Annotated in this window: 10 protein-coding genes and 1 pseudogene; 7 read left to right on the top strand and 4 right to left on the bottom strand. The window is 69.6% G+C overall.

Translation table 11 applies throughout. The features are described from left to right. From ACWCSV_RS10070 to ACWCSV_RS10060, 3 genes are all read left to right on the top strand, one after another. The gene (locus ACWCSV_RS10070; RefSeq protein WP_451140376.1) at window positions 1–222 is read left to right on the top strand and encodes a DUF5326 family protein; all 222 of its coding nucleotides are present in this window, start codon (window positions 1–3) and stop codon (window positions 220–222) included. A 361-nt stretch (window positions 223–583) separates the two neighbouring features. Beyond that, the gene (locus ACWCSV_RS10065; RefSeq protein WP_451140374.1) at window positions 584–1,354 is read left to right on the top strand and encodes an IclR family transcriptional regulator; all 771 of its coding nucleotides are present in this window, start codon (window positions 584–586) and stop codon (window positions 1,352–1,354) included. A 101-nt stretch (window positions 1,355–1,455) separates the two neighbouring features. Beyond that, on the top strand, window positions 1,456–1,893 hold the full coding sequence (locus ACWCSV_RS10060; RefSeq protein ID WP_266706557.1) for an SsgA family sporulation/cell division regulator: 438 nt from the start codon (window positions 1,456–1,458) through the stop codon (window positions 1,891–1,893). A 47-nt stretch (window positions 1,894–1,940) separates the two neighbouring features. Here ACWCSV_RS10060 and ACWCSV_RS10055 read toward each other — a convergent pair whose 3' ends face one another. Beyond that, the gene (locus ACWCSV_RS10055) at window positions 1,941–3,272 is read right to left on the bottom strand and encodes a YibE/F family protein (RefSeq protein ID WP_451140372.1); all 1,332 of its coding nucleotides are present in this window, start codon (window positions 3,270–3,272) and stop codon (window positions 1,941–1,943) included. A 196-nt stretch (window positions 3,273–3,468) separates the two neighbouring features. Between ACWCSV_RS10055 and thiC the strand changes: the two genes are divergently transcribed. Next, window positions 3,469–5,265, top strand: coding sequence for a phosphomethylpyrimidine synthase ThiC (thiC, locus tag ACWCSV_RS10050; protein WP_451140370.1), 1,797 nt, complete (start codon window positions 3,469–3,471; stop codon window positions 5,263–5,265). A 166-nt stretch (window positions 5,266–5,431) separates the two neighbouring features. Here the strand turns inward: thiC and ACWCSV_RS10045 are convergent. The 3 genes and pseudogenes from ACWCSV_RS10045 to ACWCSV_RS10035 all read right to left on the bottom strand — a co-directional run. Next, a pseudogene (locus ACWCSV_RS10045) lies at window positions 5,432–6,244 on the bottom strand (hypothetical protein); the annotation flags it as partial. 183 nt (window positions 6,245–6,427) lie between these two features. Continuing rightward, entirely contained in the window at window positions 6,428–7,585 is a 1,158-nt protein-coding gene (locus ACWCSV_RS10040; protein ID WP_451140517.1) for a metallophosphoesterase, read from the bottom strand. A gap of 159 nt (window positions 7,586–7,744) precedes the next feature. Then, complete coding sequence (locus tag ACWCSV_RS10035) at window positions 7,745–8,857, bottom strand: LacI family DNA-binding transcriptional regulator (protein ID WP_327176775.1); 1,113 nt, start codon at window positions 8,855–8,857, stop codon at window positions 7,745–7,747. 470 nt (window positions 8,858–9,327) lie between these two features. Between ACWCSV_RS10035 and hisC the strand changes: the two genes are divergently transcribed. The 3 genes from hisC (at window position 9,328) to cydB (ending at window position 13,420) form a co-directional block, all read left to right on the top strand. Continuing rightward, window positions 9,328–10,407, top strand: a complete 1,080-nt coding sequence (hisC, locus tag ACWCSV_RS10030; protein ID WP_451140368.1) for a histidinol-phosphate transaminase — start codon at window positions 9,328–9,330, stop codon at window positions 10,405–10,407. 482 nt (window positions 10,408–10,889) lie between these two features. Then, the gene (locus ACWCSV_RS10025; protein WP_451140366.1) at window positions 10,890–12,401 is read left to right on the top strand and encodes a cytochrome ubiquinol oxidase subunit I; all 1,512 of its coding nucleotides are present in this window, start codon (window positions 10,890–10,892) and stop codon (window positions 12,399–12,401) included. 17 nt (window positions 12,402–12,418) lie between these two features. Beyond that, window positions 12,419–13,420, top strand: a complete 1,002-nt coding sequence (cydB, locus tag ACWCSV_RS10020; RefSeq protein ID WP_451140364.1) for a cytochrome d ubiquinol oxidase subunit II — start codon at window positions 12,419–12,421, stop codon at window positions 13,418–13,420. The last annotated feature ends 36 nt before the right edge of the window (window positions 13,421–13,456 follow it).

The raw sequence follows: 13,456 nt of genomic DNA, 5'->3' as shown, positions 1-13,456 counted from the left end.
ATGGCGGTCCGGGAGATATTCGCGGGTATGCCCTGGTGGGTGAAGTGGATCGCGGTGCCGGTGATCGCGATCGCCGTGTTCGGCGGTCTGATCGCCAGCGTGGTGACCTTCGTGGTCACCCTGCTCTTCAAGCTGCTGCTGTTCGTCATCCTCGTCGGCGGTCTGATCTTCGTCGTACGGAAGTTCCTCTCGTCCTCTTCGGACTCCCGGCGCGACTGGTAGGCGCGATCCGGCGATCCGGCGATCCGGCGGACCGGCGGACCGGGTGCCGGCACCTCCCGGCCCATCGCCCGCCGAGGAGGCTGCACCGCAGCGATGATCACAGCGCGTTGATCATGGCGTGTTGATCACGGAGAGTGGCGCGGATTAGCCCGGCAGAGCTAAGCGAGGTCCGAAACCGCCCCACGAATGGCCCCTGCGGCTACAGTGACGGTTCGCTGCCGCCGCCCGGGAAAGTAACTGTCCGTCACCATCCTGACCAATGGTTCCGCGACAGTCGAGTGTGTGCCCGGGCTCGCGGCACGCCCGTGGGGGCGGCCTCCACGGGAGGGCTGACCGCCCGTCACCATGCCTGGGGGTGACCGTGACCACGGCATCGACCACCACTGTCCCGACGTTGATCGGTTCGGTCCAGCGGGCCCTGAGACTGCTGGAGGCGGTGGGCGCCCATCAGGACGGCGCTCCCGCCAAGCAGCTCGCGCGGGAAGCGGGGCTGCCGCTGCCGACGACCTATCACCTGCTGCGCACCCTGGCCCATGAGGGCTACCTCCGGCGGGAGAACGGTGTCTTCGTCCTCGGCGCCGCCGCCGAGCGGATGTCCGGCCGTGCGGCCGAGGAGAGCAGGCGCGGCCGGCTCAACGACTCCCTCGCGCGCTGGTGCGACGAGCTGGGTGCCCCGGTGTACTGCGCCGTCTACCGCGAGGGCGAGATCGAGCTGGTCGCCGTGGCGGACTCCGCCGAGACACCCGCCGTGGACGAGTGGGCCCCCTTCGGCGAGACCGGGCACGCCCACGCGCTGGGGCAGTGTCTGCTCGGACAGCTCGACGAGAAGGCGCGGGAGGACCATCTGCTCCGCCATCCGGTGCGTCCACTGACCCGTTACTCAGTGCGAGATCGCCCGGTCCTACTTGAGCGATTGCGTTCGATGGAGCGTATGAAACCTGTCATTGAGCGACAGGAGTACGCACTCGGAACGGTCTGCGCCGCCATCCCCATCACCGCAGGTTCGGCCGTCGCCGCGATGGCCATTTCTCTACCCCTGGACCGCCAGGACCAGTTGCTCCCCGCAGTCGAACAACTACGTGGTGAAGTGGCTCGGCTCTTGCGTTCGTTCGTGTTCTCTATCAGTATCTGAAAAATCACTCCTTGTGATCTGCTATCGCGTGCACCACGATGGCGTCAATAGGGCCATGGGGGATCATTCCTGGCCAGATTCATCTACTGCGGGGTTGAACGATGCGCGAGTCGGTTCAAGCAGAGGTCATGATGAGTTTCCTCGTCTCGGAGGAGCTCTCGTTCCGTATTCCGGTGGAGCTCCGTTACGAGGTGAGTGATCCGTACGCGATCCGTATGACCTTCCACCTGCCGGGTGATGCCCCGGTCACCTGGGCTTTTGGCCGCGAGCTCCTGCTCGACGGCCTCAACAGCCCCAGCGGCGACGGTGATGTGCATATCGGTCCCACCGAGCCCGAGGGGCTCTGCGACGTGCACATCCGGCTCCAGGTCGGGGCGGACCGGGCACTGTTCCGGGCCGGCACGGCGCCACTCGTGGCGTTTCTCGACCGGACGGACAAGCTGGTGCCACTGGGGCAGGAGCACACGCAGGGTGACTTCGACGGCAACCTCGAAGAAGCGCTCGGAAGGATCCTCGCCGAGGAGCAGAACGCGGGCTGACAGCTGTCAGCCCGCTGCCTTTTGGGGCCTCAGGCGCCCTCCCGCGCTCACTTCTTGCGGCGGCGGCCCCTCCCGGTCCGTACGGGTGCAGGAGCTCCGGCTTCCGCGCCGAGCCCTGTGCGGTCCGCGGACACCACCAGAGCGGCGAGCGCCGTCGTGACGGGCACCGAGGCGACCAGTCCGATCGAGCCGACGAGTGTACGGACGATCTCCTCGGCCACCAGCTCGCTGTTGGCGACCGTGCCCACACTGCTCTGCGCGATGGAGAACAGCAGCAGCAGGGGCAGCGCCGCGCCCGCGTACGCGAGCACCAGGGTGTTGACCACCGAGGCGATGTGGTCGCGTCCGATCCTGATGCCCGCTCGGTAGAGCCCGCGCGCCCCCATGGCCGGGTTGGCCTGGTGCAGCTCCCACACGGACGACGTCTGGGTGACCGTCACGTCGTCCAGGACCCCGAGCGAACCGATGATGACACCGGCCAGGAGCAGACCGCTCATGTCGATGTCCGGGTAGAGGCCGTGGATCAGGCCGGTGTTGTCGTCGGTGTTGCCGGTCAGCCCCGCCCAGTCGATGAAGACCGAGCCCAGCAGCCCGATCAGCACCAGCGAGATCAGCGTGCCGATCACCGCCACCGAGGTCCGCGCGGTCACTCCGTGGCAGGTGTACAGCGCGATGAGCATGATCGCACTCGCCCCGACCACCGCCACCAGCAGAGGGTTGGACCCCTGCAGGATCGCCGGGAGGATGAACAGGGTCAGCACGGCGAAGGAGACGGCGAGCGCCACGAGCGCCATCACCCCGCGCAGCCGCCCCACCACCACGACGGCGACGGCGAAGATTCCGGCCAGCAGCGCCATCGGCAGCTTCCGGTCCACGTCGGTGACCGAGTACTGCAGGTCGTGCGGGGCGTCCGGCGCGTACGCGAGGACCACCCCCTGACCCTCACTCAGCCGGCGTGATGCCTCCGGCTGGATGATCTCGGCGAAGGTGCGACCCTTGTCCTTGCCGCTGGTCACCTCGATGGTGGCCTTCTTGCAGTCGCCGTCGTCCTCGGTCGCCGCACCCGGCCCGGAGCCCGTCGACGTACCACCCGTGGCGGGTACTTGGGCGGCGTTGACGTCCGCGCAGTTCACCCGCTCCACCTTCACCACCTCTCCCTGCTCGGTCTGCCGGTCGAAGCCCACACCGGTGCGCTCGTGCGCGGGGGTGCCGCCGGGCCAGAGCACCGCCAGGCCGACGACCACCGCCGCGGCGAAGGGGATCAGCACGCATGCGATGACCTTGCGCAGATGGGTCGAGACGGGTGCCGCGGGGCCATGGCTGTGCGTATGGCCGTGTGAGGGGTCCTGAGGTTCGGGATGGTCCTGGGAGGAGGTCACCGGGCGATCATCGCAAGAACGGGGGAGGCCCCCTGGTCAGCACGGCCGGGCGGACGCTAGCGTGGTGGCACCTTTGCACACGCGGGAGCTCGGAGCACCGGGCTGAGAGGGCGCTGACCTCGTGAATCCTCACGGGACACGCTGCGCCGACCGCTGAACCTGTTACCGGGTAATGCCGGCGTAGGGAGTAGGTCTCATGACCACATCGGACACACGCACGCCTGCCTCCACGACGCACGAGAGCGTCGGGGCGGGCACGTCCATCGGCTGGCACAAGGGTTACGTCGAGGGCTCGCGCCCCGGCGTCCGGGTGCCGGTCCGTCAGGTGCACCTGACCAACGGCAAGGACGTGACGCTCTACGACACGTCCGGCCCGTACACCGATCCCGCCGTCACCACCGACGTCCGCCGCGGCCTGGCCTCCGTGCGCGGCGACTGGATCGAGGGCCGGGGGGACACCGAGGAGTACGAGGGGCGCCCGGTCCGTCCGGAGGACGACGGCCGCTCGCCCGCCTCGCGCGACGGACTGCGCAACCTCGACGCGCTCTTCCCCGGCGGCGCCCGCGCCCCCCGGCGCAGCCGCGACGGACGACCCGTCACCCAGCTCGCGTACGCCCGCCGGGGGGAGATCACCCCGGAGATGGAGTACGTCGCGATCCGCGAGAACGTCGGCCCCGAGGTCGTACGGGAGGAGATCGCCGCCGGCCGGGCGGTGCTGCCGGCCAATGTGAACCACCCGGAGATCGAGCCGATGATCATCGGCAAGCGGTTCCTGGTGAAGGTGAACGCCAACATCGGCAACTCGGCCGTCACCTCCTCCATCGAGGAGGAGGTGGACAAGATGACCTGGGCGACGCGGTGGGGCGCCGACACGGTCATGGACCTGTCCACCGGTCGCAACATCCACACCACCCGTGAGTGGGTGCTCCGCAACTCCCCCGTGCCCATCGGTACCGTCCCGCTCTACCAGGCCCTCGAGAAGGTCGACGGCCGGGCGGAGGAGCTGACCTGGGAGATCTACAAGGACACCGTCATCGAGCAGGCCGAGCAGGGCGTGGACTACATGACGGTGCACGCCGGCGTGCGCCTGCCGTACGTCCCGCTCACGGCACGCCGCAAGACCGGCATCGTCTCCCGGGGCGGCTCGATCATGGCGGCCTGGTGCCTCGCGCACCACAAGGAGTCGTTCCTCTACGAGAACTTCGAGGAGCTCTGCGAACTCCTGGCGACGTACGACGTGACGTACTCGCTCGGGGACGGACTGCGACCCGGTTCCATCGCCGACGCCAACGACGAGGCGCAGTTCGCCGAACTGCGCACCCTCGGGGAGCTCAACACGATCGCCAAGCGGTACGGCGTGCAGACGATGATCGAGGGCCCGGGGCACGTCCCGATGCACAAGATCAAGGAGAACATCGACCTCCAGCAGGAGATCTGCGAGGAGGCGCCGTTCTACACCCTCGGCCCGCTGACCACCGACGTCGCGCCGGCGTACGACCACATCACTTCCGGGATCGGCGCGGCGATGATCGCCTGGTGGGGCACGGCGATGCTCTGCTACGTGACGCCCAAGGAGCACCTGGGGCTGCCCGACCGGGACGACGTGAAGACCGGGGTCATCACCTACAAGATCGCGGCCCACGCCGCAGACCTGGCCAAGGGGCACCCGGGCGCGCAGGAGTGGGACGACGCGCTGTCGGACGCCCGGTTCGAGTTCCGCTGGGAGGACCAGTTCAACCTGGCACTCGACCCGGACACGGCCCGCGCGTTCCACGACGAGACGCTGCCCGCGGAACCGGCCAAGACGGCGCACTTCTGCTCGATGTGCGGGCCGAAGTTCTGCTCGATGAAGATCAGCCGGAGCATCACCGAGCAGTTCGCGCCGGATCTGGCGCCGACCGCCTCCGAGGAGGAGATCGAGGCGGGGATGCTGGCGAAGTCGAAGGAGTTCGCGGCCTCAGGCGGGCGGGTCTACCTGCCGCTGGCCGACTGAGCGGACCACGGCGGGCGGGCGGCGTCGGCCCTCACGGGGCCGGTGCCGCCCGGGGCGGCAGAGGCGCGGGTGCCGGGGGCCGGCCTCAGGATGCGGAGCCGTCCCGGTCCGGACCGCCGAAGCCCGGACCCTCGAAGCCCGGACCCTCGAAGCCCGGACCGTCGAAGTCCGGGCTGCTGAAATCGGGGCTGCTGAAGTCGGGGCTGGTGAAGGACGGCCGGGGGCTCTGGCGCGATCCGTCCTGGGGGGTCGAGAAGTCCGGGCTGCTGTACCCGATCTTGGGGATGCGGTTCGGTGACGGCCGGGGGGTGCGGGCGGCCGGCGCGGCGGTCGGGTCGTCCAGCGCGTCGCGGAGGAACGGGAGTATGCCGCGTTCCAGCAGGGCGTGGCGCCAGGCCTCCCTGGCCCGGGAGACCTCCTCCGGTACGTCCTCGTCCTCCTCCGGGCCGGCGTCCGGATCGTCGGTGCCGTTGCGCACCGCCGTGACCAGCAGGCCGACGGCGGCGACGAGGATCGCCAGCGTGGTGAGCGCCGCGAAGAGCCAGCCCGCGGTGACCATCGGGCCGGCGATGGCCAGTGATGAGCTCACCGCCTGGAGGAGATAGCCGACCACCAGGAAGATCACCGCCGCGGAGCCGGCGAGGAGCGGAGCGAGCACGGTGACGACCGCGCCGACCCCCACGCTCTCGCCGGTCGCTCCCGGCGGGACGCGCACCTCGTCGGGGTCCTGGTCGGCGTCGCCGGTGGGGACGCGGAGCTCCCCCCGGGCCTTCACGTAGTGCTCGTACTCGGTGGCGGCGGCCGCGGTGATCAGCGCGGTGGCGCTCAGCGCCATGGTCCGCAACTGCTCCCGGTTGAGCCGCTCGCCGACTCCGTCCAGATCCGGCCGCTCGTGCGCGTGGCGCAGCGCGTCGCCGAGGATCCGCTCGTACTCGGGCCCGTCTTCGGCCAGCAGGTGCGGAGCGCTTGTCATCTGCATCCCCCGATGCTCCGTGGCGCCCGACCACCCGCACATGACGGGGCATTCCGGACGAAACGGAGGAGAGCCTGCTACTGATACGCCGATGGTAGAGCGCCCAGGGCGAGGGGTGACAGGTTGTTTCCGGAAAAAGGCCCGCCGACCGCGAACGATCAGGTCGACGGAGCCCTACCCGGTGGACCGTCAGTCATGCAGGGGGAGTTGGGCGACCAGTAGCTTTCCGGCCATGGTCACGCCGCCGTCCATGGCGATGGCCAGCCCGTCCGCGTAGACATGCGGTCCGTGCACCACCGGACCCGCGTTGTTCTCGCCGTCCTCCGACCCGACCTCGCCCAGCAGGTACGGAATGGGGCTGTGGCCGTGGACGACCCGCCGGCCGCCGTACGCGGCCATCAGCTCGCGTACGGCCTGCGCGCCGCCGTCGTCCCGGAACGCGAACCGCTTGGTGAGCTTGCGGAACAGGTCCCAGCACTCGTCCGCGTCGTTACGGGTGAGGATGGCGTGGACCGTGTCGTTGACGTCCTCGATGGTCGCCCCGTAGTCGAGGTAGGCCGTCGTGTCGGAGTGCATCAGCAGATGCCCGTCCTCCTCCACGACCGCGTCCAGCCGGGACATCCACTGCAGGTGGACGTCGCGCAGCCGCTCCATGTCCTGCTTCTGGCCGCCGTTGAGCAGCCAGGCGGCCTGGAAGGTGGCGGTGCCCGCCCCGGAGTTCACCGGGGTGTCCGCGAACCGCTTCGCGCCGATGAGCAGCAGCTCGTGGTTGCCCATCAGCGCCTTGCAGTAGCCGCCCGCGGCGGCGGCCTCGGCCGAGAGCTGCATGACCAGATCGATGACCCCGATGCCGTCGGGGCCCCGGTCCGTGAAGTCGCCGAGGAACCAGAGCCGGGCGTTGCCCGCCGACCAGTTGCCGTTGACGTCGATGAGGCCCTGGTCGGCGAGGGCGGCCTTCAGTTCGTCGAGGTAGCCGTGCACGTCGCCGACGACGTAGAGCGGGCCGAGCCCGTCCGCCCCGCCCGGGCCGGTGTCCGGTACGGCGCCCACGACGGGCACCCCGGCCGGGGTGATCACGGGCAGGTCGCGCTCGGTCGGCGTGTAGCCCTCCGGCACGCCGTCGTCCGGCAGCACGTTGCCGGGGTGCACGCCGCCGTCAGGCAGCACGTTGCCGGGGTGCGCCTGGCCGGGGTGTACGTCGCCGGGAGGCGGAAGCGCACCCTCCGGATGCGGCTCCCCCCCGGGCATGGGCGTTCGCGCGTACGGCGGTACGCGGAAGTCGCGCAACGTCGCCGTACGCACCACGGGTTCCTGACCGGCCCCCTGAGTCATCGACCCCTCCACCACCGTCGCGCCGCCGTACACCTGACGGGCCCTGCCTGGTAGAGGTGGTCCGCGGTGTCGTGCGCCCATCATAGGAACGCGGATCGCCCCGTGTGACGCACCAGGGGCGGTGAATCCGGGCGGGTGCGCCGTTCACCTGTCCATTGGTCCGGATTAATCCGTTCAGTCCCTGCTCGGAGAGCGTGGCGCGCTGACCGTCGTGCGGGGCGGCCGGCGCTGCGAGGAGGTCCGGACGATGAGCTCGGTCGGTATCACCTGCTCGACGGGACCGTCGTGTTCGACGCCCTCGATCGCGTCGATGAGGAGCTGCACCACCGCGGTGCCGATACGGCGCGGTTTCAGCGAGAGCGTGGTGATGGGCGGCTCGGTGGTGGCGTAGACCGTGGACTCGCTGCAGCAGACCAGCAGCAGGTCGTCGGGGACGCGCAGGCCGTACCGGCGGGCCGCCGCGAGCAGGTCGGTGCCGTTGGGGTCGAAGAGGCCGTAGACGGCGTCCGGCCGGTCCGGGCGGGCGAGCAGCCGGTCGGCGGCGACCGCCCCGGCGCACGGGTCGTGGGCCGGATAGGACTCGTACACCGGATCCTGGCCCACGCGCTCGCACCAGTGCAGGTAGGCGGTGGTGGAGAGCCGGGTGTACGTGTCGGTCGTGGTGCCGGTGAGCAGCCCGATCCGGCGGGCGCCGGCCGCTGCGAGATGGTCGAGGAGGTCGAGCACGGCCGCGCGGTGGTCGTTGTCGACCCAGGCGGTGACCGGCAGTGATCCGGCGGGCCGTCCGTCGGAGACCACCGGCAGGCCCTGGCGGACGAGTTCGGTGACCACCGGGTCCTGGTCGGAGGGGTCGATCACCACGGTGCCGTCCAGGGCCACGTTGGACCACACGTCGTGGCGCGAGGTGGCGGGCAGGATCACGAGGGCGTACCCCCGGGCGAGCGCGGCCGAGGTCGCGGCCCTCGCCATCTCCGCGAAGTACGCGAACTCGGTGAAGGTGAAAGGTTCATCCCCGTACGTGGTCACGGTCAGGCCGATCAGGCCCGACTTGCCCGTGCGGAGCGTGCGGGCCGCGGCCGAGGGGCGGTAGCCCAGGCGCTCTGCGACCTCGCGGACATGGCGGCGGGTGGCGTCCGGGAGCCTGCCCTTGCCGTTGAGCGCGTCGGAGACGGTCGTGATCGAGACCCCCGCGGCGGCGGCCACGTCGCGGATACCCGCGCGTCCTGGCCGGCCGCTGCGCCGGGGGGTCTCCGTCCGGCTCACCTGGTGCTTCCCTGCTGCTGTCATGGCGAGCCGATAGTAGGGCTCAGGAGCCCACGAGGGCCGGGCGCATATGCAACTGTTGACAGACACGTTTCTGCAAGGTCATTGGGGAATGATTGCCTTGCAAAACAAGGGAGTTGGCGGCTACCTGCCGGATGTGTCATGTATCCATCGGGCTGAGCCTGCTGACGGAAGGGTGGCGGGAGGAGCCCTCAACTCACCACTTCGAGGGACGCGCGCTACGGCGCGAGCCACCGGCGTGCAACGAAACGCGCGTGCGCCCCCTGGTGGGAAGGCATGTGGAGAGGTGCATGAGGCGCACGGGAAGTGGCGCGTCGAGAGGACCGTTGGCGGGCCTCGCGGACGGTCCACCGCCGGGTGCCGTGGACGAGCTCCTCGGAGGGGCCCGCGCGCGGGTCGCTCCGGGCGGCCCCTCATAAGGTGTGACGCATCTGTGCGTCGTTCTGTGCGTCGATGGTCGAGGAGGACCTGTGGTGAGCGAGAAGAGCCCCAAGCTGCGCCCCGAGCTGGATGGCGTCCCCGCCTATGTGCCGGGCAGGGCGGCCTCCCAGGACGGGCCGGTCGCCTTCAAGCTGTCCTCCAACGAGAACCCCTATCCGCCGCTGCCCGGGGTGCTGGAATCCGCGCTGGCGGCCGCCTCGGAGCTCAACCGCTACCCGGACATGTCCTGCGCGGGCCTGATGGACGAGCTGGCCGACCGGTTCGGCGTGCCCCTGGAGCACCTCGCCACCGGCACCGGATCGGTGGGCGTGGCGCAACAGTTGCTTCAGGCCACGTCCGGCCCCGGCGACGAGGTGATCTACGCCTGGCGCTCCTTCGAGGCGTACCCGATCATCACGCAGATCAGCGGGGCGACCTCGGTGAAGGTGCCGCTGACCGACGGGGACGTGCACGACCTGGACGCGATGGCGGACGCCGTCACGGACCGGACGCGGCTGATCTTCGTCTGCAACCCCAACAACCCGACCGGGACGGTGGTGCGCCGGGCCGAGCTGGAGCGGTTCCTCGACCGGGTGCCCTCCGACGTGCTGGTGGTACTCGACGAGGCGTACAAGGAGTTCGTCCGTGACGCCGACGTCCCGGACGGACTGGAGATCTACCGCGACCGGCCCAACGTCGCGGTGCTGCGCACCTTCTCGAAGGCGTACGGGCTGGCCGGACTGCGGGTCGGGTTCGCGGTGGCGCACGAACCGGTGGCGGCGGCCCTGCGCAAGACGGCCGTGCCCTTCGGTGTGAGCCGGATCGCCCAGGACGCGGCGATCGCCTCGCTGCGGGCCGAGGACGAACTGCTGGGGCGGGTGGGCTCGCTGGTGGCCGAGCGGAACCGGGTGCACGCCGGGCTGCTCGCGCAGGGCTGGACGGTGCCGGAGAGCCAGGCCAACTTCGTCTGGCTGCGGCTCGGAGAACGTACGGCTGACTTCGCCGCCTTCTGCGAGCGGGCGGGTGTGGTCGTGCGGCCGTTCGCCGGTGAGGGCGTACGGGTCACGATCGGCGAGGACGAGGCCAACGACCTCTTCCTGAAGGCGGCCGAGGCGTTCCGCGAGCAGCTGTAGCGCGGCTCGCGCCGGGTGGCTCGCGTGGCCCGCACGGCGCACGTCGTTGCGCGGCCTCGGGTACCCGTGCGCCGCGCGCTCCGTAAGCGGCCTCCCGTACCCGTGGCCCCTGTCCTCCGGAACTCCGCGAGGGCGGGGGCCACGCGTGTACGGGGGAGTGGGGGGGGGCGTTCGCGGGGCGGGGCGTGAACGGGATCCCGCCGCTCCCGCCCCGCTGCCGGCCCTTGTCCGGAAAGCGCCGGTGCGCCGGTTCCGCCCGGCGCCGGGCGGGCAGCTTCAGAGTGACGGGTCCCTCGGCCGCCGTTCCTCGGGGCCGTCGCTCTCAGGGGACCCCCCCCCGTTCGAAGATCCGGAAGCACGTGCGCCATACTCTTGCTTGTGAATGTGAACGCGTTCACAAGCGCACCCGCTTGATCCCGTAATGGGAGGGATCAAACGGGCGAACCGCGGCTGTCACTACGGCGACGTAAGGAGACGACGACGTGGAACTTGCTCTGGCGCCCGAGACGATGGCGCGCTGGCAGTTCGGCATTACGACCGTCTACCACTTCCTCTTCGTCCCCATGACGATCTCCCTCGCCGCGCTGACGGCGGGGCTGCAGACGGCATGGGTCCGGACCAACAAGGAGAAGTACCTCAAGGCCACCAAGTTCTGGGGCAAGCTCTTCCTGATCAACATCGCGATGGGTGTCGTCACCGGCATCGTCCAGGAGTTCCAGTTCGGCATGAACTGGTCCGACTACTCGCGGTTCGTCGGTGACGTCTTCGGTGCACCGCTCGCCTTCGAGGCGCTGATCGCCTTCTTCTTCGAGTCCACCTTCATCGGGCTCTGGATCTTCGGCTGGGACAAGCTGCCCCGGAAGATCCACCTGGCCTGCATCTGGATGGTCTCGCTCGGCACGATCCTCTCCGCGTACTTCATCCTGGCGGCCAACTCCTGGATGCAGCACCCGGTCGGCTACCGCATGAACGAGAAGCGCGGTCGCGCCGAGCTCACCGACTTCTGGCAGGTGCTGACGCAGAACACCGCGCTCGCCCAGTTCTTCCACACCATCACGGCCGCCTTCCTCGTCGGCGGTGCCTTCATGGTCGGGATCGCCGCCTTCCACCTGGCGCGGAAGAAGCACATCCCGGTCATGCGGACCTCGCTGCGGCTGGGGCTCGTCACCGTGGTCGTCGCGGGCCTGCTGACCTCCGTCAGCGGCGACGTGCTCGGCAAGGTGATGTTCAAGCAGCAGCCGATGAAGATGGCGGCCGCCGAGGCGCTCTGGGAGGGGCAGCAAGGCGCGCCGTTCTCGATCTTCGCGGTGGGCGACGTCTCCGAGGGCCGCAACGACGTGGAGATCTCGGTCCCCGGGGTGCTCTCCTTCCTGGCCGACGACACCTTCACGTCGTACATCCCGGGCATCAACGAGCTGAACCAGCAGATGCAGGAGAAGTACGGGCCCGGGGACTACCGGCCCAACATCCCGGTCGCCTTCTGGGGCTTCCGCTGGATGATCGGCTTCGGGATGGCCTCCTTCGGTCTCGGCATCCTCGGACTCTGGCTGACCCGGAAGAAGTTCATGCTGCCTCCGGGGATGCGGACCGGCGAGGACGAGGTGCCGCATCTGGTCCTCTTCAAGAACAAGGCCCTCAGCCCGAAGCTCACCAAGCTGTACTGGATGGTCGCGCTCTGGACCCTGCTCTTCCCGCTGATCGCCAACTCCTGGGGCTGGATCTTCACCGAGACCGGGCGGCAGCCCTGGGTCGTCTTCGGGGTCCTCAAGACCAAGGACGCCGTCTCCCCCGGGGTCGCGCAGGGTGAGGTCATCGCCTCCCTGATCGCCTTCACCCTGATCTACGCGATCCTCGCGGTGGTCGAGGTCAAGCTGCTCGTGAAGTACATCAAGGCCGGCCCTCCGGAGCTCAGCGACGACGACCTCAACCCGCCCGCCACGATCGGCGGTCACGACTCCGCCGACGCCGACCGGCCGATGGCCTTCTCGTACTGAGAGGAAGGAGCGGAACGATGGAACTCCACGACGTCTGGTTCGTCCTCATCGCCGTCCTCTGGACCGGCTACTTCTTCCTGGAGGGCTTCGACTTCGGCATCGGGGTCCTGACCAAGGCGCTGGCCCGCGACCGCAAGGAGCGGCGGGTCCTGATCAACACGATCGGGCCCGTCTGGGACGGCAACGAGGTCTGGCTGCTCAGCGCCGGAGGCGCCACCTTCGCGGCCTTCCCCGACTGGTACGCCACCCTCTTCTCCGGCTTCTACCTGCCACTGCTGGTGATCCTGCTCTGCCTGATCCTGCGGGGCGTCGCCTTCGAGTACCGGGCGAAGCGACCGGAGGAGCGCTGGCAGACCAACTGGGAACACGCGATCTTCTGGACCTCGCTGATCCCCGCCGTCCTCTGGGGCGTGGCCTTCGGCAACATCGTGCGTGGCGTCAAGATCGACGCGCACATGGAGTACGTGGGCGGGTTCTGGGACCTCCTCAACCCGTTCGCGCTGCTCGGCGGGGCGGTGACCCTCACCCTCTTCACCTTCCACGGCGCGGTGTTCGCGGCGCTGAAGACGGTCGGGGAGATCCGCGTACGGGCCAGGGCGTTCGCCCTGCGGCTGGGGTTCCTCACCGCGGTCCTGGCACTGGGCTTCCTGATCTGGACGCAGGCGCACACCGGAGACGGCTGGTCGCTGCTCGCGACGGTCGTCGCCGTCCTGGCCCTGGCCGGCGCGATCGCGGCCATCGCGGCGGGGCGTGAGGGCTGGTCGTTCGCGCTCTCGGGCCTCACCATCACCGCCACCGTGGCGATGCTCTTCCTGGCGCTCTTCCCGGACGTCATGCCGTCCTCGCTGAACAGCGCGTGGAGCCTCACCGTCACCAACGCCTCGTCCACGCCCTACACGCTCACGATCATGACCTGGTGCGCCGGGATCGCCACGCCCCTGGTCCTGCTCTACCAGAGCTGGACGTACTGGGTGTTCCGCAAGCGCATAGGCACCCAGCACATCGCCGACGCGCACTGAGCGCTCGCGCCGTGTCCGATCACAGGGGATGTTTCA

The sequence above is a fragment of the Streptomyces sp. NPDC001770 genome, from assembly GCF_053596135.1.
Note: the sequence above shows the minus strand (reverse complement) of the source record. Positions and strands in the feature narration are given on the sequence as shown.